At 58.8% G+C, this 19948-nt stretch carries 14 protein-coding genes and 2 pseudogenes; 10 read left to right on the top strand and 6 right to left on the bottom strand.

Annotation, left to right across the window (positions count from 1 at the left end):
- The first annotated feature begins 218 nt into the window (after positions 1 to 218).
- Together ACS4RS_RS12925 and ACS4RS_RS12920 are read left to right on the top strand one after the other, a co-directional pair.
- Positions 219 to 1199: an NAD-dependent epimerase/dehydratase family protein gene (locus ACS4RS_RS12925; RefSeq protein ID WP_439010658.1), complete on the top strand. Its 981-nt coding sequence runs from the start codon at positions 219 to 221 to the stop codon at positions 1197 to 1199.
- 48 nt (positions 1200 to 1247) lie between these two features.
- On the top strand, positions 1248 to 2237 hold the full coding sequence (locus ACS4RS_RS12920; RefSeq protein ID WP_439010659.1) for a substrate-binding domain-containing protein: 990 nt from the start codon (positions 1248 to 1250) through the stop codon (positions 2235 to 2237).
- 59 nt (positions 2238 to 2296) lie between these two features.
- On the opposite strand, the gene ACS4RS_RS12915 is transcribed toward ACS4RS_RS12920, so the two are convergent.
- The gene (locus ACS4RS_RS12915) at positions 2297 to 3175 is read right to left on the bottom strand and encodes a LysR family transcriptional regulator (RefSeq protein WP_439010660.1); all 879 of its coding nucleotides are present in this window, start codon (positions 3173 to 3175) and stop codon (positions 2297 to 2299) included.
- A gap of 131 nt (positions 3176 to 3306) precedes the next feature.
- Between ACS4RS_RS12915 and ampC the strand changes: the two genes are divergently transcribed.
- The 8 genes and pseudogenes from ampC to ACS4RS_RS12875 all read left to right on the top strand — a co-directional run bounded on the left by ampC (position 3307) and on the right by ACS4RS_RS12875 (position 15338).
- Positions 3307 to 4458, top strand: a complete 1152-nt coding sequence (ampC, locus tag ACS4RS_RS12910; protein ID WP_439010661.1) for a class C beta-lactamase — start codon at positions 3307 to 3309, stop codon at positions 4456 to 4458.
- Between the two features lie 318 nt (positions 4459 to 4776).
- Positions 4777 to 5733 carry an NAD-dependent epimerase/dehydratase family protein gene (locus ACS4RS_RS12905; protein ID WP_439010662.1) on the top strand — a complete coding sequence of 319 codons (957 nt, stop codon included), beginning with the start codon at positions 4777 to 4779 and terminating at the stop codon, positions 5731 to 5733.
- A 71-nt stretch (positions 5734 to 5804) separates the two neighbouring features.
- Positions 5805 to 6983, top strand: a complete 1179-nt coding sequence (locus ACS4RS_RS12900) for a glycosyltransferase family 2 protein (protein WP_449313680.1) — start codon at positions 5805 to 5807, stop codon at positions 6981 to 6983.
- Positions 6977 to 9977, top strand: a pseudogene (locus tag ACS4RS_RS12895) (glycosyltransferase). Before ACS4RS_RS12900 ends, ACS4RS_RS12895 begins: the two are co-directional and overlap by 7 nt.
- A 7-nt stretch (positions 9978 to 9984) precedes the next feature.
- Positions 9985 to 11052 (top strand): glycosyltransferase, encoded by a 1068-nt coding sequence (locus tag ACS4RS_RS12890; protein ID WP_439010664.1) that lies wholly within the window; start codon positions 9985 to 9987, stop codon positions 11050 to 11052.
- A complete protein-coding gene (locus tag ACS4RS_RS12885) occupies positions 11049 to 12803 on the top strand; it encodes an ATP-binding cassette domain-containing protein (RefSeq protein ID WP_439010665.1) in 1755 nt (584 codons plus the stop codon). The genes ACS4RS_RS12890 and ACS4RS_RS12885 overlap by 4 nt, the downstream gene beginning before the upstream one ends.
- Positions 12800 to 13923, top strand: a pseudogene (locus tag ACS4RS_RS12880) (glycosyltransferase family 2 protein). Before ACS4RS_RS12885 ends, ACS4RS_RS12880 begins: the two are co-directional and overlap by 4 nt.
- 1208 nt (positions 13924 to 15131) lie before the next feature.
- On the top strand, positions 15132 to 15338 hold the full coding sequence (locus ACS4RS_RS12875) for a hypothetical protein (RefSeq protein ID WP_012558648.1): 207 nt from the start codon (positions 15132 to 15134) through the stop codon (positions 15336 to 15338).
- 471 nt (positions 15339 to 15809) lie between these two features.
- Here ACS4RS_RS12875 and ACS4RS_RS12870 read toward each other — a convergent pair whose 3' ends face one another.
- The 5 genes from ACS4RS_RS12870 to ACS4RS_RS12850 form a co-directional block, all read right to left on the bottom strand.
- Positions 15810 to 16058: a hypothetical protein gene (locus ACS4RS_RS12870; RefSeq protein WP_439010666.1), complete on the bottom strand. Its 249-nt coding sequence runs from the start codon at positions 16056 to 16058 to the stop codon at positions 15810 to 15812.
- A gap of 102 nt (positions 16059 to 16160) precedes the next feature.
- Positions 16161 to 16868: a TfuA-like protein gene (locus tag ACS4RS_RS12865; protein ID WP_439010667.1), complete on the bottom strand. Its 708-nt coding sequence runs from the start codon at positions 16866 to 16868 to the stop codon at positions 16161 to 16163.
- Positions 16865 to 18052, bottom strand: coding sequence for a YcaO-like family protein (locus ACS4RS_RS12860; RefSeq protein ID WP_449313973.1), 1188 nt, complete (start codon positions 18050 to 18052; stop codon positions 16865 to 16867). Before ACS4RS_RS12860 ends, ACS4RS_RS12865 begins: the two co-directional genes overlap by 4 nt.
- Positions 18053 to 18217: 165 nt before the next feature.
- The gene (locus tag ACS4RS_RS12855; RefSeq protein ID WP_439010668.1) at positions 18218 to 18643 is read right to left on the bottom strand and encodes a helix-turn-helix domain-containing protein; all 426 of its coding nucleotides are present in this window, start codon (positions 18641 to 18643) and stop codon (positions 18218 to 18220) included.
- Positions 18644 to 18962: 319 nt separating this feature from the next.
- A complete protein-coding gene (locus ACS4RS_RS12850; protein WP_439011838.1) occupies positions 18963 to 19595 on the bottom strand; it encodes a methyltransferase domain-containing protein in 633 nt (210 codons plus the stop codon).
- Between the last annotated feature and the right edge of the window lie 353 nt (positions 19596 to 19948).

Here is a 19948-nt window from a genome sequence, read left to right as displayed (position 1 = left end):
CCGCCGGTGCCAAACCCCGGTTGCCAGTCAGACACCTGCGATCTCGCTTGGCCGATCTCCTCCCGGAAAAGCGATTGTCTGCATTAATGCAAAAGCGCCAGGAATCGTCAATCAAATGTCCGCTAAAACGGCCTCTCATCACAAAAATCTATTTTGTACGACAAATACAGATTGACGCCGGAAACGCGGGGATATTAGCTGTTACTGGGGAGAGAGGTATGCTGATCCTTGTCACCGGGGCTACGGGCAAGGTCGGGCGGCGCTTCATTACTGGGCTGCTTGACGAGCCGCAATTTTCCAAAGCACGCATTCGCGCGCTTTGTCATAATCGTGTGCTCGAGGAGACCGACCGCATCAGTGTGGTGAAAGGCTCGATCGCCGACAGCAATGTCGTGGCAGCGGCAATGGACGGCGTCACCCACGTCGTGCATCTCGCCACCTGCAAGGAAATCCCGGCCGATGTGATGGATATCACCGTCAAGGGCCTGTTCTGGCTGCTCGAGGCGTTTCGCGCCAGCCCCACGGCAAAGCAGTTCATCCTGATCGGCGGCGATGCCGGCATCGGCCATTTCTTTTATCGCCATGACGGGCCGGTGACCGAAAAGACGCCGCATCGGGCCTATCCCGGCTGCTACGCGCTCTCCAAGGTGCTGGAAGAGGTGATGCTCGAGCAGTTCACCATCCAGTACGGCATCAACACCTGCTGCCTGCGCGCGCCCTGGATCATGGAGAAGGACGATTTCAAATACACCCTGTCCTTCGGCGACGATGTCTTCGGCGGGCCGGACTGGAAGACGCTGGTGCCGGCGGCCGATGCCGAACGTTACGCCCATGACGGCACCGTGCCGCTGCTGCGCGATGCCGACGGGCGGCCGCTGAAGCGCAATTTCGTGCATGTCGACGATCTGGTCGCGGCGATCCTTGCGGCAATCGACAATCCGCGCGCCAAGGGGGAGCTTTTCAACATCGCGATGGATCGGCCCGTCGATTATGGCGAGGTTGCAGCACACCTTGCCCGCACGCGCGGGCTCGGCTCGATCGACATCGCAAGCCAGTTCCACTCGAACTGGATGGACAACAGCAAGGCCAGATATCTCTTGGACTGGAAGCCGGTCTACGATCTGGAAAAGCTGATCAATTCGGCTTGGGACTACCAGCGTTCGAAGGAGGAGCCTCGGGTCGTCTGGTATCCAGGTTGATGACGCGGCGGGTGCAGAAGTGCCCGTCTTTTTCAATGGGAGGAAGCTATGAGGAAGGCATTATTGCTTACAGCTGCAGTTATGGCGCTGACGGCCGGTCAGGCGCTCGCCGCCAAGAAGCAGCTGGTCATCGTCGTCAAAGGCCTCGACAACCCGTTCTTCGAGGCGATCAACCAGGGTTGCCAGAAGTGGAACAAGGAAAACGCATCAGCCGAATATGAATGCTTCTACACCGGCCCGGCATCGACCTCCGATGAGGCCGGCGAGGCGCAGATCGTCCAGGATATGCTGGGGAAGGCCGATACCGCGGCCATCGCCATCTCGCCGTCGAACGCCAAGCTGATCGCCCAGACGCTGAAGACGGCCAATCCAAGCGTTCCGGTGATGACGCTCGATGCCGATCTTGCAGCCGATGACGCGGCGCTGCGCAAGACCTATCTCGGCACCGACAACTACCTGATGGGCGCCAAGATCGGCGAATACATCAAGAAGGCCAAGCCGAACGGCGGCAAGATCTGCACCATCGAAGGCAATCCCGGCGCCGACAACATTCTGCGCCGCGCCCAGGGCATGCGTGATACGCTGAGCGGCCAGAAGGGGCTGGCGGCGCTGAAAGGTGAAGGCGGCTGGACGGAGGTCGCCGGCTGCCCGGTCTTTACCAATGACGATGGCGCCAAGGGCGTGCAGGCGATGACCGACATCCTTGCCGCCAATACCGACCTCGATGCCTTCGGCATCATGGGCGGCTGGCCGCTGTTCGGCGCCCCGCAGCCCTATCGCGACCTGTTCAAGCCGATGGCCGACAAGATCGCCAAGAACGAATTCGTCATCGGCGCCGCCGACACGATCGGCGACGAAGTGGCGATCGCCAAGGAGGGCCTGGTCACCGCCCTCGTCGGCCAGCGGCCGTTCGAAATGGGCTATAAGGCGCCAACCGTGATGATGGACCTGATCGCCGGGAAGCCGGTCGAGGATCCGGTGTTTACCGGGCTGGACGAATGCACCAAGGATACCGTCGACACCTGCATTCAAAAGTGACGTCGGCATTCCCTCAATGATGCGGCTCGGAGCGCCCACACACGTGGGCGCTCCGATGATTATGCAGCGCTCGATTGCGCACCGATCCAATCCGAAAACGCCTGCATGGCCGCCGTGACCGGGCGCGACTGCAGGCGCGTCAGCCAGTAGCTGCCGAGCGATATGGCGGTGGCGAAGGGCTGGACGATCGCGCCCGAGGAAAGATGCCTTGTGAACATCGATGGCGGCGCGAGCGCGACGCCGAGCCCCTGGAGGGCCGCCTCCATCATGCCGACGGAGGAATCGAAGACGATGCCGGCATTGACCTGCGCCGCCGGGGGAACGCCTGCCGCCTGAAACCAGCTGCTCCATTCATCCGTCCGGTAACTGCGCAGCAGCACCGCCCCGGCGAGATCTTCAGGCGACTGCAGATGTTCCGCCAGTTTGGGGATGCAGAGAGGCGAGAGCGGCGCTTCGAACAGGCGCTGCGCCTCCGTTCCGTGCCATGAACCGCTGCCGAAGCGGATGGCGAAATCCAGTCCTTCGGCGGCCGGATCGACCCGGTTGTTGTTGGTCGAAATGCGCAGATCGATGAAGGGATGCCGGCGCTGGAAATCCGCAAGCCTCGGCAACAGCCAGCCGACGGCAAACGTCCCGACCACGCCGAGAAACAGCAATTCCCGCACCTGCCCGGCTTCGATCCTGTCCAGCGTCGTCGCCATCTGGTCGAAGGAGGCCGTCACCGTCGGCAGCAGCGCTTCGCCTTCCGCGGTGATTTTCAAGCCGCGGGGAAGACGCTGGAACAGGGCCACCCCCAATCGCATCTCCAGGCCTTTGACCTGCTGGCTGACCGCCGCCTGGGTGACGCAGAGCTCGATCGCCGCACGGGTGAAACTCAGATGCCGGGCCGAGGCTTCGAAGGCGCGCAGGCCGTTCAGGGGGAGGAATTGCCGAACCATGTGAGCCCTAGAAATTCTTGTGGCTGCTGCGAGATATCATCATTTGTGATTGCAAAATAGCGCCGTTAAACGTCTTCCCCATGCGCTTTTGCGCTTGTTTTGGCTGCCCTGTCGATTGGAGGATGACGGTTATGAAAAGCGTTGGGATAAGAATTTTATCGGCCATTTTGCTCTCGGCCAGCGCTGCCACAAGTGTTTTTGCCGCCGACGAGACCAAGTTGAAGGCGATCACGGATGCGGCGATCAAGCCGATCATCGAGAAATACACCATCCCCGGCATTGCCGTCGCCATCACCGCTGACGGTGAGGACCACATCTTCAACTACGGCGTCGAATCCAAGGACAGCGGCAGGCCGGTGGCGCCGACCACGCTCTTCGAACTCGGATCGATCAGCAAGACCTTCACGGCGACGCTGGCATCCTACGCGCAAGCGAGCGGACAGCTCTCGCTATCGGACAAGGTCGGCAAGTATTTGCCGGCGATGAAGGGCAAGCCGTTCGGCGATATCGCCCTGATGAATCTGGGCACCCACACGGCGGGCGGATTTGCGCTGCAGCTTCCCGAGGAGATCAAAACCGAAAAACAGCTGCTCGGCTATGTCGAGGCATGGCAGCCCTCCTATGCGGCTGGGACGCAGAGAAGTTATGCCAATCCTAGCATCGGCATGCTCGGCTATATCGTGGCCAAAGCCATGCATGGGGACTTTACGGCTTTGATGCAGGACAAGCTGTTTGCCGGGCTCGGCTTGAAAAGCACCTATATCGATGTACCGAAAGCGCGGCTGGCGGACTATGCTCAAGGCTATAAGCGCAGCGGCGAGCCCGCCCGGATGACGCCTGCCATGCTTTCGGCCGAAGCCTATGGCGTCAAATCCACCGCAGGCGACATGATCCGCTTCGTCGGCGCCAATATGGGCCTGGTCAAGCTCGACGAAAAACTGCAGCAGGCGATCACCAACACCCATATCGGATATTTCAAAGCGGGGGCGATGAGCCAGGATCTCATCTGGGAGCAATATGCCTATCCCGCCGCGTTGAACGACTTGCTGGAGGGCAATTCGCCCGCGATGCTGAAGACCATGCCGGTTTCGGAACTGCAGCCGCCCATGAAACCTGTCGACGATGTGTGGATCAACAAGACCGGCTCGACCAACGGCTTCGGCGCCTATGTCGCCTTCATCCCCAAACAGCGGCTCGGCATTGTCATCCTGGCCAACAAGAACTATCCCAACGAGGATCGCGTCGCCGCCGCCTATCAGATATTGACGGCACTCTCCGACTGATCGGAAAACAGGCGGCGCGCTAAGCGTCAGACGCGCAACTGCAACAGTTGAATCCGTGTACCCGGCTACCGAAAATGGCGTCAGACTTTAGCCTGATGCGCCAGCCAGCGCCGTCGTGATATAAAATGGGCTGCCGGCAACGGGTTCACCCTGCCGCAATTGGTCCGATGTCGAAGCCGGCGGCACTACTTTAAGTAACACGTGTTAATAATTAAGATTAATAAGCGAGTATTTTCCAGAACATTTCTAAGTAATTGCCACGCCTTAAAGGTGATGCTAATAAACACTCACCTTCTTAAAGTCACAAGGCGCCATGCAATGAAAAGCGTATTGATTTCTGGCGGAGCTGGATTTATCGGATCGCATTTGTGCGATCGACTGTTACTTAGAACAGACATCCACAAGCTGGTCGTTGTTGACAATCTTTGGACCGGGCTTTTCGAAAATATCGCCCACATCAGGGATCCGCGTTTTCACTTCGTGAAATCGGACGTCGAGAAGCTGCAGACGTCGGAGAAGTTCGACGAAGTCTACCATCTCGCATCCCCCGCATCGCCACCGTGGTACATGAAAGAACCGCAGAGGACGATTTCCGCCAACCTTCTCGGCGCCTTCCGGTTGCTGGATGTGCTGAAGAAGGGCGGGCGTTTCTGCTTCACCTCGACCTCCGAAGTCTATGGCGACCCTTTGGTGTCGCCGCAGCCGGAATCCTACAAGGGCCAGGTGGATTGCACCGGACCGCGCTCGTCCTACGACGAGAGCAAAAGGTGCACGGAATCGCTGCTTTTCGAAATGCAGCGCACCCGCGGGCTCGACCTCAAGGTCGTGCGTCCCTTCAACATTTACGGTCCCCGCACCCGGCCCGACGACGGCCGCGCCGTCTCCAACTTCATCACCCAGGCGCTGGCGGGCCGGCCGATCACAGTGTTCGGCGACGGCAAGCAATCGCGCAGCTGGGGCTATGTCGATGACGTCGTCGATGGTTTCGCCCGCTATTTCTGGATGAATGAAACCGACTACAAGGGACCTTTGAACGTCGGCAATGATCGCGAGATCTCGGTTCTCGAAGTCGCGCAATATGTGTCCAAGCTGGTCGGTGGCGTGCCGATCGTCTTCGAGCCTTCGCCACCGCAGGACCCCACCAACAGAAGGCCGGACCTGACCAAGGCGAACTACGTCATGCCCGAGTGGTCGTGCAACATCAGCTACGAACAGGGCGTCGCCATGACGCTCGACTGGTTCAGGGACAAGATAAAGGCAGGTGCGGCCGAATAAACCATCACGGCTTTGAGCTTCGCGTCTTTGCCGGCGCGGCGTATGCTCACAGTGCGATTGAGAGAGTGGTAATGCGTGAACCAATACCGTCCGATCTGAACGATATAAATTTTCCCGTTCCGATTCAGTATCTCGATCTCGCATCCTGCCCTCTCGATGCCGTTTCGTCCCCGCTCTCCGACGGGTTGGTGGTCTTTCTGTCGGATGGGCTTCCGGTCGGACAAGCCTATCTCGAAACGCCCGAGACGGCGGCGGCACTGGCCGAGCGTGTCGTGCGGCCGGAGACGCTCGAGCACATTGCCCAGGTCGCGCAAACGCCTCTTGGCAATCGCAACGTCAGCATCCTGATCTGCACCAAGGACCGGCCGGAGGAACTGCGCCGGTGCCTGGCATCGATCCCTGACCAGTCGCTAAAGCCCGTCGAGATCATCGTCGTTGACAATGCCTCATCAGGCGATGCGACGCGTCGCGTGGTCGAAGAAGCCGGCGTCACCTATGTCCGCGAAGATCGGGTCGGGCTGGATCATGCCCGCAATGCGGCCATTCGGGCGGCGAAAACCGAATTCGTCGCCTTTACCGACGATGACGTGGTTCTGCACGCGCGATGGCTGGAGAACCTGATGAAGGCGTTCGACCGGCCGGAAATTGCCTGCGTGACCGGGTTGATCCTTCCCGGAGAACTCGCAACGCCTGCACAACTTATCTTCGAAACACACTGGAGTTTCGGCAGGGGTTATCTCCGGCAGGATTTCGACCAGGATTTCTACCGCTTGCACGACCGTTACGGCGCCCCGGTCTGGACGATCGGCGCCGGCGCCAGCCAGGCGTTCCGCCGCAAGGTCTTCAACGAGATCGGCCTGTTCGATGTCCGCCTGGACATGGGCGCCGCCGGATGCTCGGGCGATTCCGAATACTGGAACCGGCTGCTGCATCACGGCCATGTCTGCCGCTACGAGCCGACGGCGGTCTCCTGGCACTTTCATCGCAAGGATATGAAGGGGCTGGCCAAACAGATCCACCAATATATGAGCGGCCACATCGCGGCACTGCTGGTGCAGTATCAGAATACCGGACAGAGCGGCAACCTGCGGCGCATTCTTCTCTCCTTTCCGAGATATTATGCCGGAAGACTGCGCAGACGGTTGCGCAAGGGTGCGAGCTCGCGCGACTTTTTCCTCAAGCAGGAGATGCTCGGCAGCGTCCATGGCGCCTTCTACGTTCTGCGCCGCTGGAAGATGCGCGCATGGTGACCGCCGCCGCACCGGATATCTCCTTCCTCATCCCTGCCTTTAATGCCGGCGAGACGCTGGCTGCATGTCTTGCCAGCCTGCAGCGGCAGACGCGATCCAACTGGCAGGCTGTCGTCGTCGATGACGGTTCGACCGACAACACCTGGGAGCTTCTTCAGGCGATCGCCGGGACGGACAAACGCATTCTCCCCTCTCGCCAGGCCAATGCCGGCGCGGCGGCGGCGCGAAACCATGCCGCGCGGCTGGCGGCTGCCCCGCTGCTTTGCATGCTGGATGCCGACGACTGGCTGGATCCGGCCTTCATCGAGAACATGCTCCCGGTCGCTGAGGATCAATCTACCCCCGCTATCGCCCATTGCGCCTACCGCCGCGTCGCCCCGGACGGTCGGATGATGCCGGTCGAACAGGCCCCCTCCTCGCCGGCGATGCCGCCAAGCGCGAGTTCTCGTCCTTTGTGCACTCGCCATTCATACGGTTGTCTTTCCCAGTAGCCTCTTTGAGCGGGTCGGAGGCATGGATGAAACCCTGCAGACCTGCGAGGAGTGGGAACTCTGGCTGCGCCTGGCCTTTGCAGGCGCCCAATTTCGCCGTGTCGACATGTGCCTCGCCTTCTATCGCATGAAGCCGGGCTCGCTCTCCGGCGACCCGACGAAATTGGTGCGCGACGCTATTCGCGTGACGACGAAGGCGCAGGCGCTACGGACGCAGGATGGCTTGGCGGAGGAAGGCCCCGAGACCGGCTGGATCACGCCCGCCATCAGCCAATTGCGCATGCTTGTCTGGGCTGTCGCCGCCAAGGGCGATCCGAGCCTGGATATACCGGCCCTTGCCGCACTGCTGCCCGATATACCTGATGCCGTGGGCTACGAGAGCTTTTTTGCCGGCGTGATTCTGCATGGCTTGCAGACCGGTCTCCTCCCCGATCGCGCCGACGATCTCATGGATGCGCCCGACAAATGGGGACCGACTTTCCTCTTGCTCGTGGAACTGATTCAGCGTCATTCCTTCCCCGGCACCGGCCGAAAGATCCTTGAGGCCGCCGCCTGGCAGCTATCCGCCGGGAACCTCCGGCGCTCCTTCACCCTCGGCAATATCCAGGTGGCCAGCGTCGAGCTCGGCGCCCTTTCCAGTATCCCGAAAGCGGAGAAGGCGGATACGCTCGTCATGCATGCCTTCTCCGGCGACGAGCATGTCGGCACCTTTGTCGGGCCGTTCTGGGGCGATCTGTCGATTCGGGCGCAGATCCGGCTGATCATGCAGGAAATGCAGGCGGACGAGCATCTGCAGCCGAAGCGGACGCTCGCCTATGCAGCTTCGTGGACAAGGGAGGCACTACGCGGCTACAGAACCTTCGGCGGTGTCATCATCCGCAGCGGCCGGCGGCGGGGACGTCTCGAACGGCTTCTGGTGCGGATCGGCCGTAACGCCATCCTTGCCCAGGCGCCAGGCGACAAGCAGGACAACGATACCCGACTGTACGGCATTCTGCGCGATCTCCAACGCGACCTGCCGCAGCCCGTTCGGCAGACGGCCGGGCCGCGGCCGCAGACGGTAAAGCCGGCTCCTCCCGCCCAGTCCGAAGAAGACTATTGGGAGCATATCTTCGAACGCCCGGATCCGTGGAATTACCTCTCCGTCTACGAGCAGGTCAAATATGCACAGACGATGAGCCTGATCCCGAAAGGCATCGAGACGGCCTTGGAACTCGCCTGCGCCGAAGGGATCTTCACCGAGAATCTGGCACGAGAAGTCGGCCGGGTAACCGCGACGGACATTTCCCAGCGGGCGATCGACAGGGCGGTCGAGCGCTGCCGCGATCTCTCCAATGTCGAGCTCCGCGTTCTCGACTTCGTCAGCGAAGATCTTCCGCCCCAACAGGATCTCATCCTCTGCTCGGAAGTGCTTTATTACATGAAGGATGAGGAGATGCTTGCGGCCGTCTGCCGCAAGATGGCGGCGGCGCTGAAGCCGGGCGGCTATCTGATCACCGCTCATGCGCATCTCCGCCGAGATGAACCTGCCCGAACCGGTTTCGATTGGGGCCATCCCTTCGGCGTCGGCACCATCAAGCGGGTTCTGGCCGAGCAAGCCGGGCTCGCTCTGGAAGAGACGATCGACACCGAGCTTTACGCCATCCACCGGTTCCGGAAAGCCTCCGTCGCCGATCCCGTTCTGCGGATCGAGACGCATGGAACGCCCATGGACGCCTTTGTGGCAAAACACATCATCTGCGGACCGGCCGGCGTCGCGCGCGAGGCCGCATGGACGACTGAAGTGACAACCTCGATTCCCATCCTGATGTATCATCGGATCGCAGAAGACGGCCCCGCGGCGCTGCGGCGCTTCCGCACCACGCCGGAGCACTTCCGCAAGCAAATGCAGTTCCTTCGCCGGCACGGTTATTACTCCGTGACGGCGCCCACCCTGCTCAATCTTTTCCGCAGCGGCAAGCCGATCCAGGGCCGGCCGGTCATGCTGGCCTTCGACGACGCCTATGTCGATTTCCGTACCAACGCCTTCCCGGTACTTGTCGAAAATGATCTGAGCGCCGACGTCTTTGTCGTCACCGATAAGGTCGGCGGCCACTCGGACTGGGATTGCGCCAATGGCGAGCCGGCGGCGCTGATGTCGTGGCCGGAAATTCAGGAGCTCCAGGAAAAGGGCATCAGCTTCGGCTCCCATCTTGCCTCCCATACACCGGCCACGGCGATGGAAAGCAAAAGTCTGCTCGCTGAAGCGATGCGCTCGCGCAAAGCGCTGCAGAACTGGCTGGGCGGCTCCGTGGAATCCGTCGCTCTCCCCTATGGCGCGACGGATTTCCGGGTCCCCGGCATTCTGGCGCTGGCGGGCTACCGGATCTGCTTCACCACACGGCCTGTAATAGCCAGCCTCTCCGACAATTTTTTCGCCCTGCCGCGTCTCGAAGTTCGCGGTGACCGGCCGCTCGAAGCCTTCCCCGAACTCATGGGCCTGCCCGGAACCTTTATCGGATGACAAAGCCATGACTGCCATAGCGAGCCCATTGGTCACCGTCGTCATCCCGGCTTACAACGCCGAGAAGACGCTTCTGGAAACGCTGACCAGCGTTTCCAATCAGTCCTATGACAGGCTTGAAATTCTAGTGGTCGACGACGGATCGCTGGATGGTACTTTCGATCTCGCGCGCGACTATGGCCTGAACGACGGCCGCGTGAGGGTTCTGCGCCAGGAGAATGGCGGGGTGGCGCGCGCCCGCAACCACGGCATCAGAGAAGCGCGCGGCCTCTATATCGCCCCCATCGATGCCGACGATATATGGCATCCTCAGAAAATCGAACTCCAGCTGCAGGCGCTGAGGAAGCTTCCCGGCGGACACGGGGTCGTCTACAACTGGTATGCGGCGATCGACGAAAACGGCATCATTTTTGGCAATTCGCGGCCAGTTATGCACGAAGGCGACATCTTCGAACCGCTGTTGAGGGAAAACTTCATCGGCAATGGCAGCACGCCATTGATGCCGCGGGCGGAGGTCCTTGCCTGCGGCGGCTATGACGCCGGCTTGCGCGACAGCGGCGCCGAGGGATGCGAGGATCTGAAACTCTATCTGGTGCTCGCCGAGACCCTACCCTTCGCCCTGGTTCCCGATTTCCTCACCGGCTATCGCTTCACCAGGGGAAACATGTCCAGCAATGCCTATCGGATGTTGAAATCCCACGCCCTGGTGATGGCCCCGATCATTGCACGCCATCCGCTTCTTGCGCGGGATATCCGCCTCGCTCAGTTCAACACCGCGTGCTGGTATTTCAAGAAGGCTTTTGTCGACGGCGACCGTGCACAGCTCAACGAGATGGCGCCGATGATGCTGAAAAAATATATCCCGCAGCTGGTCGTCCATGGCGTGCGGCAAAGCTGGCGCCAAGCAAAACGCCAGGGCATGCAGATCGCCAGGCGCGCGCTCGGAAAATCGCCGTCCCGGAAAACCCGCTTCGCCGGCGCCGTCCTTCCACAGGTCGGAACGGCATTCATCGATCGATTCGCGCCCGTGCCCGTCAGGGAGACGATGAAATCGACCAAGGACGGCCTGCAATGAAGAGGTTACCAAAACCCGCTTCCTCCAAGCCCGCCGGCGCCTACAACCTGGTAGTCGCGGCACGGTTCCGCGACCTTCTGCAACTCGTGCCGACGCTGCGGCTGACGACGGCCGTAATGATCATTCTCGGAATTCTCACCGGCTTCGCGGAAATGGTCGGAATCACCTTCCTGGTCAGCCTCGTGTTTCTTCTTGGGCAGCAGGATGCGGCTTCCGGCTCCGCCGGCGCATGGCTCCCGGCATTTTTTGGCAGTATCGATCTCAGCCTTTCCAAGCCCATGCTAATCGGCATTCTGATCGGATCCATCCTCCTCAGAATTTTTTTAGGCTTCGCCAATTCGCTTATATCAAGCACGGTCAGCCATCAAATCAACGACTCCATACGCGCGCGCCTCTACGCCAAGGTCTTGACCATCCCCTTCCAGCGCTTTCAGGACTATGAGCGCAGCGATCTGATCAACGTGATCGCGACCGAATCCTACGCCGTATCGTCGGCGCATGCCAGCTTGGTGCGTCTTGGGGTCAATTTCGGCACGATCTTGATCTTCGGGATCGGCATGCTGGTCATGGCCTGGCCTATCGCATTGCTCGGGCTCGCCTTCGGCTTCATTCATAACTTCGCTCTGGGTTCCTTTGCCGGTCCCTACCGGCGCCTCGGCGCCTCTACGCTGGCCGCAGTAGAAGCACTGACGCAGCTGAGCTGGACAACACTGCAGACCTTGAAGGCGGTCAAAAGCTTCGGCCTTGAGACCCGTCATCAAGATCTCTTCGAAACGCTTTCCCGCGACGTCGGCCACACTTGGCGCCGGTCGGACTGGATGGGAGCCACAACATCCCTTCTGAGCGAGATTCTGACCTTCGGGGTCATCCTGACGATCATTCTGTCTTCTCAATTCCTTCCCGTCGATTTCAAGGCGGCGCTCTCGGCGACGATCCTTCTCTACAGGCTTCAACCGCATATCAAGGGATTCGACTCGCAGATCCTGCGCCTTTACGAGATGGAAGCGTCGCTGCACAACGTCCTGGCGCTGCTCTCGGAAAAGGACGACGTCAAACGGACTTTGCAAGCGGCGCCGGTGACGTGTCTCGCAGAGGCGATCGTCTTCCACGATGTTTCGTTCACCTATGAGCATGCGAACGCGCCGGCGGTTCGCGGGCTCAGCTTTTCGATCCGAGCAGGCGAGACGACCGCTCTGACAGGGCCAAGCGGCTCCGGCAAGACGACGATCCTCAACATGATCCTCGACCTCAGCCGCCCGACCCAAGGCAGGATCACGGTCGACGGCAGAGATCTCGCAACAATCGACCGCTCCAGCTGGCTGCAACTGCTCTCCGTGTCCGGCCAGGACGTCGAACTAATGGAGGGCACGGTCCTCGACAACATAAGGTTTCGGCGCGATATCTCGGAGGAGGATATCCGGTGGGCCGCGGATGTGGCTTGCGCCACGGAGTTCATCGAAGATCTGCCTTATGGCTTCGATGAATGGCTGGGTGACGAAGCGATCCGGCTCTCGGGCGGACAAAGGCAGCGCATCGGCCTGGCGCGCGCGCTCGCCGGCCGGCCGCAAATCCTGCTGCTCGACGAAGCGACGAGCGCACTCGACGAGGATACCGAGATGCGGGTGTTTGCGGCGATGAAGGAAGACGCCGGCAGAACGCTGATCGTCGTCAGCCATCGGCCGGCTGTCGCCCGGCTGATGAAAAACCGCATCGATCTCCGTCCGCCCACCCCTACCTCCAGGCTGGGGTGACGGCGATGGAACTTTCGACCATATCAAGGATTGAGGTGGCCGTCGTGATCCCGGCCTATAATGCCAGCCCCTACCTTGCCCAGACGCTGCAATCGGTTGTCGATCAGACCCATAAGGCACTGGAAATCATCATCGTCGACGACGGCTCGACCGACGAGACGGCGTCCATCTGCCGTCGCTTCGCAGCCGGAGATCCAAGGTTTAAGCTTTTGTCGACGGCAAACCGCGGCGTTGCTGCCGCCCGCAATTTCGGAATAGAGGCATCGACCTCAGGCTATATCGCCTTCCTCGATGCCGACGACCTATGGCATCCGACCTATGTCGAGCGCATGCTTTCGGCCCTTCATCCGCTGCCGGACGCCTGGGGGGCGGTCTATGCTCTTCATCGCTTTATCGATTCCGAAGGATATTGCACCAAATCAGGCTCGTCGTTGAACGCCCGGGACTCCATTTTAGCGCGTCATCTCGTCTTCCGCTTCGTCGGCAATGGCAGCGGCTTCATGGTTCGCCGGGCCGTCATCGACAAGATCGGCGGCTACGATCCGCGCTATGCCAGGCAGGGGATCGGCGGATGCGAGGATTTCGATTTCGAACTCCGTACGGCCGAGCATTTCAAGATCGAGACAGTACCGCTGGGTCTGGTGGGATATCGTCTTCACTCGGAGGCCATGTCTGCAGATAAATCACGGATGGCTCGATCGCTCCTGGCAGTGACCGAGCAATGTATCGCCCGCAATCCGGATCTGCCGGTATTTGTCATCAGTTGCGCCCGCGCCTCGGCGCATCTTTATGCATTCTCGAAATTTGCGATTTTGAAAGATTGGCACAGCGCCGCGGCCTCGCTGAATCATATCTATCATCATAGCCCCATGCTCGCCTCCGCCGTGCTGGCCAAGTTGATTCTCTCAAAAGCCAACAGAGCGGCACGCAGGACATTGTCCAAAGCTTGGCCGGCCAGCGAAAATGAGGAAAAGAATGTCAGGAAATTTGAAGAGATAGATCCGCTTTCCCCCTTGGTGGGCGGTTGGTCGCGCTTCAGGACAAAAGCATTGCTCCAGCGCTTGTCGGAAATCGATCGGTCTGGCAATGCACTGTTGCGACCTCGTCACGCCAGACGTGATGCCTGGCGGCTGACCGGTCAACATCTCGCTATTACACTCCGAAATGTGATATTTCGCCAGAATATCAATAAGTAAAAATCGACAAACTCATGGGAAAAACCAATCACCCCAATAATAATGTGTTGCAATACACGATTTACCTGCAATCATACCTGCGCACTGTGCAAGCATTTCTACTGGAGGACCCGTCACCACCCCGGCGGGTCCTCTGCTTTGCTTCCCGGACGCTTGCCATAAATGCAATTGCTGTTGCTTTTGTATCGGCATAGAAAAATATTGCTTTCAACAATGATATCGCCCGGCAGAGATCTGCCGGATGAGACAAACTCACATTTTTCCAACTGAAGACTGGAGGCCCGCCGCCCGCGCGGGCAATATCGGAAGCTTATTTCAACGGCGAGCCAGACACCTACGCATGCCTCGATGTAACTTCACCCAACACCGATGTCACATAGTCGATATCGGAACATGTTAACCACCAATAAACCGCGAAAGCCGCAACACAATACATCGCGTGATTATATAGAAATAAAAGTTAAATCATCTTTTAATTGATATTTAAATACAACCTCCATCTGAAACATATTATTTAACATTTTGATAAAAATTTTCTTGAGCACTCTGATAATCGGCTGCCGGTTATTCTGTCTTTAACTACCACCTGCCCGGTTTCAGTTTTTATCAGGAGGCCAAAAAGCCAGCTTAAGCCGCGTCCCACCTCGGGTTTCAGCCGCCCGCCAAACTTCCCGTGAACACCGGATGGGGATCACGCTTGATAGTTTGGCAGTCGTGGAGATGAGCGCGCGCCAGAGCGTTGGCGGTGCAACTTAGGACCGTCCTATGACGGCAGCGGAGATGTACGATGGTGCAACGTGTTGTCAAATCAGATGGTTAGACCGTGAACACAGAACAGTTCCGCCAGCAGCAGCGGCTCTGTCCGTTTCAACCCCGGCGCATGGGTTCCGGTATATCCGACCGAGATACGGCGCCAAGCCGCGGCGTCATCCTCGTTCGCGATCTTTCCGACACGAGGTGGTCGACCTTCTTCGAGCCCGTCCCGTTCAACACGGCGAAGGCGTCTTATGGTGTGCTACACCTGTGTCGAAATGGTCGCACGTCGATAGGGAATTAACCCTTCATAAAGCATTTACTTGCTCAACTTATAATTTGTGTCATGGTCACTGTAAGTAGTGAGGGAGCCGACCTGATGAGTGATATAGCATCGCATATTCCGGAATTTGGTTACGATGAACGCGTGATGATCTGCCGGAAGCAGATCGAGAAGGCGGTTTATCAGTTCATTGCAAATACGAAGGTCGAAGGGTGCGATCCGGCTGAAGTCGCAATGGCCATCGCAGACATCGCCGACGATTACATTTTACTGCTGGCCCAGAAGCGCAATTTGACCCACTGAGATGAGGGATCGGCCGTCGATCGGCCCATCGCGCAGAAGCCATGTGAACGCGAAGTTGCGCCGCTTCCCCTCCCGGAAGCAACGTCGAGGAGATCATTTACTCTTCGCTGGCAACCATCCCGAGATCGTGTCCGGCAGATCCTGAATAACGCGCCGACCAACCAGCCGGGCCTCCAAGCCGCAGTTCAAATGGATTCGCCAAAGCTCAGGCGTCGGTTTGAGCCCGTTATCGCCCCCGCGAAGGGATCGAAAGGTTCCGCAAACGCCCCTGTCCCTAACAGTGCGCGCATAACCGCGAAAATCGATGTTGATTTTCGCGGTTATGCGCGCGCGTTCGGAGGAGTGTCGCATCGCGCCAAGCGACGCGCGTTATGTCAATGCATATCGCCCGGAACGCTACACACTTCCGGGCGACATGCATTGGAGCGGTTCAACTGTTACGGAAGCGCAGAACCGCTCCAGTCGTTTGTTTTAGTGACAGCTCACACTCACTTGCGGAACCGGCGAGCTCAATTCGGCCAGTTCCCTGGTGAAGCCTTCCCCCACCTCCTGCTTCACCGCCTCGAGCGCCAGATCGAGGCAATTCGTTGCGAACTGCAGCTTGACATCGTCAGCGACCTGCCGCGCGTAGGCAATCATCCGCGCCAGCGCGATGAGTTCGTTCAGACCATCTTCCGCCCCGTGGTCTGCATTTGCCTTGGCAATCGATGTCACGCTCATGAGCATTTCTCCAACGAATTGAAGCAATGATACGCGCGCAGAGATAATTGAGCCCGTGAAAAAAGCGTGACACAACCCTCGGTGAGAATTGCCGCTTTCGATTTACAATGCAGGACGCGTACGGAACGCAGTTGCATGCAGTTTCCAGGGCAGATCGGCGTTCGAGCGGGTGTCACGGGCGTCCTGCACGGCTTTCAGCAATTCCAGGGCATCGATGCGTTTTTGATCGACAGAATTCGAAAGAAGCGTCGCCAGCAGCTGCGGACGGTCCGGCTCGGCTATACCGGCGCATTGCTCGACGATCGACTGCCACGTCCGCTTCTTGAAAAAGATCGCGTTTGCCGCATCTTCGAGCCGCTCGCGCAGTCCAGCTGCAAGCAATCCGCTATCTGCCATCGCATCGAGCGTGGCGCTGACGTTGACGAGCGGTATCGTCAGCGGCTTGCTGCCGAGCGCGCTCGGCGCGTGCATAAGTGCGACGGCGGCATCGTCGATCAGCCGACCGGTGCGATAGCCCTCGAAAATGCGGCCGATCCCGATCATCCCGAACGGATGACATTCCGCAGCCCGCAAGGCGCCCATGCTTGCTGCCCCGAGAACGGCCACGCCAAGCGAGAGAGCATGGAGAATTTCCTTATGCCAGACCGGTGCGGCATATTCGAAGCCGCCGTCGATCAAGCCGATGACATTGGCGCCCTGTTCCACCTGACCCAGGACATCACCTTGCATAGCAGGCGGCAGGACGCATACCGCCTCGCCGGCGAGCGATGCCGCATCGGGAAGACTGGGGCCTGCGAAAATGATCTTCAAAACCCGATCGCCTTGGCCAGAGCCCTTGTTCCAAATCGCCGGGCGCGCTCCCCCTCCGGATTTTCGAGTTCGGGGATAACGATCTTGACGACGCTGAAGGGAAGCGTGTCGTCGCTGAGGACAACTCGGATCACCGAAGCGATCCCCCGATTGCGCAGAGCGTCAAGCACATGTTGCAGCAACTCCGTCAGATTCCGTGCCCGATATCCTGCCGCGCCGTCATGGCGGAGGGCGGCGGGCGGTGCGGCAACCGCATCGAAGGCCCGCCGCATCAGCGGCGGAAGGGATCTCGAGAAAGTTGCAGGAGAAATATCGTCCCTGGCGCCGCTGATATAGGTGAGCCGCGATTGCACGGCTTCCGTCACCGCCCGAATGGCCGCACGCACGGGGGACGTATGCGCCCCGGTGCCACCGGTCACCTCGACGAGGCGAATGTCCCTGTCAGCGCAAACATGCATTGGGCCTGGAACTAGCTCCCCCGGACCCAGCATGGCGGTAAAACAGGGGATTGCGATGTCGCTGGTGATATCGAACAGCCTGAGCGCCAATCCCGATGCTTCGATCTTGTCGATCAGCCCGTTAAGGGCAATATCCTCAAAGCCGCGGGGGTCGACACAGCCGGCATAGAGATCAGCTTCCCCGCCCACCTGCCACAGCACCTGAGCGTCACGCTCGATGCGCTCCAGGACGCCGTGAAAGATTGCCTCCTCGACACTGTTTCCCGAAGCCAGGCCATCCGACGACATCCAGTATCGCGCGTCACGCGTCCGGTCGAGCACAACCGCTTCGAAGGGAATGTGGATCTCTTCGCCGCTGAGGATATTGAGGCCGGCAACCCATTCGGTTTCGTCATCCGGCCCGAGATCGGGTTTATGGACGGCGGTCAGGCAGCTCAACCTGTCGACTTGGTAGCCCATCGCCTGCAGGCGGGAACAGGAACCGTGGACGCGCTTGACGAAGGGTTCGCCGGCAACGGCCCGTTCGAGCGCCTCCATGACAGTGGATACCATGGCGTCCAGATCGGTCAGGCCCTTTCCCTGAGCAATCACGATCGACCGCGAATTCGGGGCACAGGCGCACCAGACGGGGATTCCGATGTCATCCAATCCGGTATGTCGCGCAACCCTGGTAATGCCGAATCTGGTCAAGAAAGGTTCGACGCGGGAAAGAGTCTCCCCGGCGATATGGTCCTGTCGGAATAGTGGGCCGGGTGTAGGGCTGAATTCATAGCGCGCCGGCATAGATATGGGCCGTCATCAACAGCCCCTTGATCGGAGGGAGGACCAGTCACCATTCGTCTCGATCAACCGCAGATCGTCGAATGTCTGCAGGTGATGCACCATCCGTCCTCAGCCGTTTACAACCGGATCCTGCAACTCACCGTCGATCTCCGACAACCCGGCGACTGCCAGACTTTTGGCCAATGCCACCAGTTTTTGCCTGATATTCGGATCCTCGATGGCGATGAACGCCTTGTTGAGCGCCAGCCCCTCCTTCGAGGACAAAAACTTGTTCAATTCGCTCGTCTCGCCTTCGATCGGTCCGGAGCCACCGTTCTCGAAGAAAAAGCCGATGGGCACACGAAGAATCTCGGATATGCGCTGAAGGCGGCTGGCGCCTATTCGGTTCGTTCCTTTTTCGTATTTCTGGATCTGCTGGAAGGTAATGCCCAGAAGTTCGGCGAGACCATGCTGGGTCATCCCGAGCGTCTTTCGCCGGACCCTGACGCGATTGCCAACATAGACGTCGATCGAATTCGGGGATTTAGCCTTCATGTGAATAAGTCTCCCACTTTATCAGCATGCCAGCCGTATAATGGAGAGTTTAGTCAAAAATGCAACTAAAAGTAAATATTTCATAAGATTTTTTTCCGCGCCGCGCACCGGATGAAACAACCTGTGGATTATCGTAGCGGTTCCGCTTGGAGGGATGCGTACCGCGCTCTCGCGCGCACTGCTGCTCGAAATGAGGGCCGCTAGGACAGCGTCTCCAAAGCATGTCGCACAAAAGTGTGCAGCGGTTTTGCGGCAACGACATGCGTAAAAACAAAAAGTTAAAGCGCAAGGAGCGAATCTGAAAGATCGCGACTCGCTTTTAAAGAGGCTTTTGAGCCACGGCGATCATCGACTTGGCCAAAACGGGAATTCTTCCGACATATTGAAAACGGACCTTGTCGAAGCCGGCATCCAGCAGCAGCGTGCTCAGGGTGTTTTTCGACCAGAACTTGATATGCCCATGATCCTTCAGCGGCATGAAGTGATCATCCATTTTCCCCATCGCGGCGAGCGCAAGATTCTTCAGATAGCCGTGATAGGGCGTCGACATCACGGCGACGCCGCCCGGCTTGACAAGATCGTACATCGTCGAGGCAAATGCTCTCGGATCGTAGACATGCTCGACAACCTCCAGGCTGATGACCGCGTTGAACGTGCCGTACTCCCGGGAAAGATCGTCATAGGCCGAGCCGACATTCAGCGGCAGTTCGGGATAATTGATATTGGCCTTGGCAATACCGTCGCTGGAAGGATCGACGCCGACGACATAATAACCCTTCTCCGCGAGAGCAGCCGCCGCTCCGCCCGTACCACATCCCAAATCAAAGACGTCGTTTTTCGCAGAACCGTCGAAATGGCTCTCCAGCGCGTCAAGCACGGCGGGCAAGATGTAGGAATGCGCGGTTGTCGGCTTGGCATGAACATAGTTAGTTGCGTCTAATTCGACGGACATGTCCCCCTCCGCGATTGCGCGGCAGACCCTATCGAAGAATGCGTCAAAAATTTGATGAAATCCGCCAAACAGCAAGGATAGAAAAAGATATAATCTGGAGTTTTGCCATTAAAACTAAAACCATCGCGCGAAAATACCAAAACTGCGATGCACAGAATGCACAACATTACACAATATCTTTAATAATACTTGAAATAAGCCAATGAATTCTTCGAATTCACAATAATAATCAAAGCAATTTCTCGAAATTACGAAAGCATGAAACCAGCGAGCGAAGAGTGACATTGAGCGGCATGAGCGGTTCCCAGATGGTGCTGCGCCTTCGCCTCTCGCGCACTGATGGTGAGGCGCAA

The organism is Rhizobium sp. F40D2 (assembly GCF_051810745.2).
Taxonomy (GTDB): domain Bacteria; phylum Pseudomonadota; class Alphaproteobacteria; order Rhizobiales; family Rhizobiaceae; genus Rhizobium.
The sequence above is the reverse complement of the archived record's forward strand: the minus strand, read 5'-3'. Positions and strand labels throughout refer to the sequence as shown.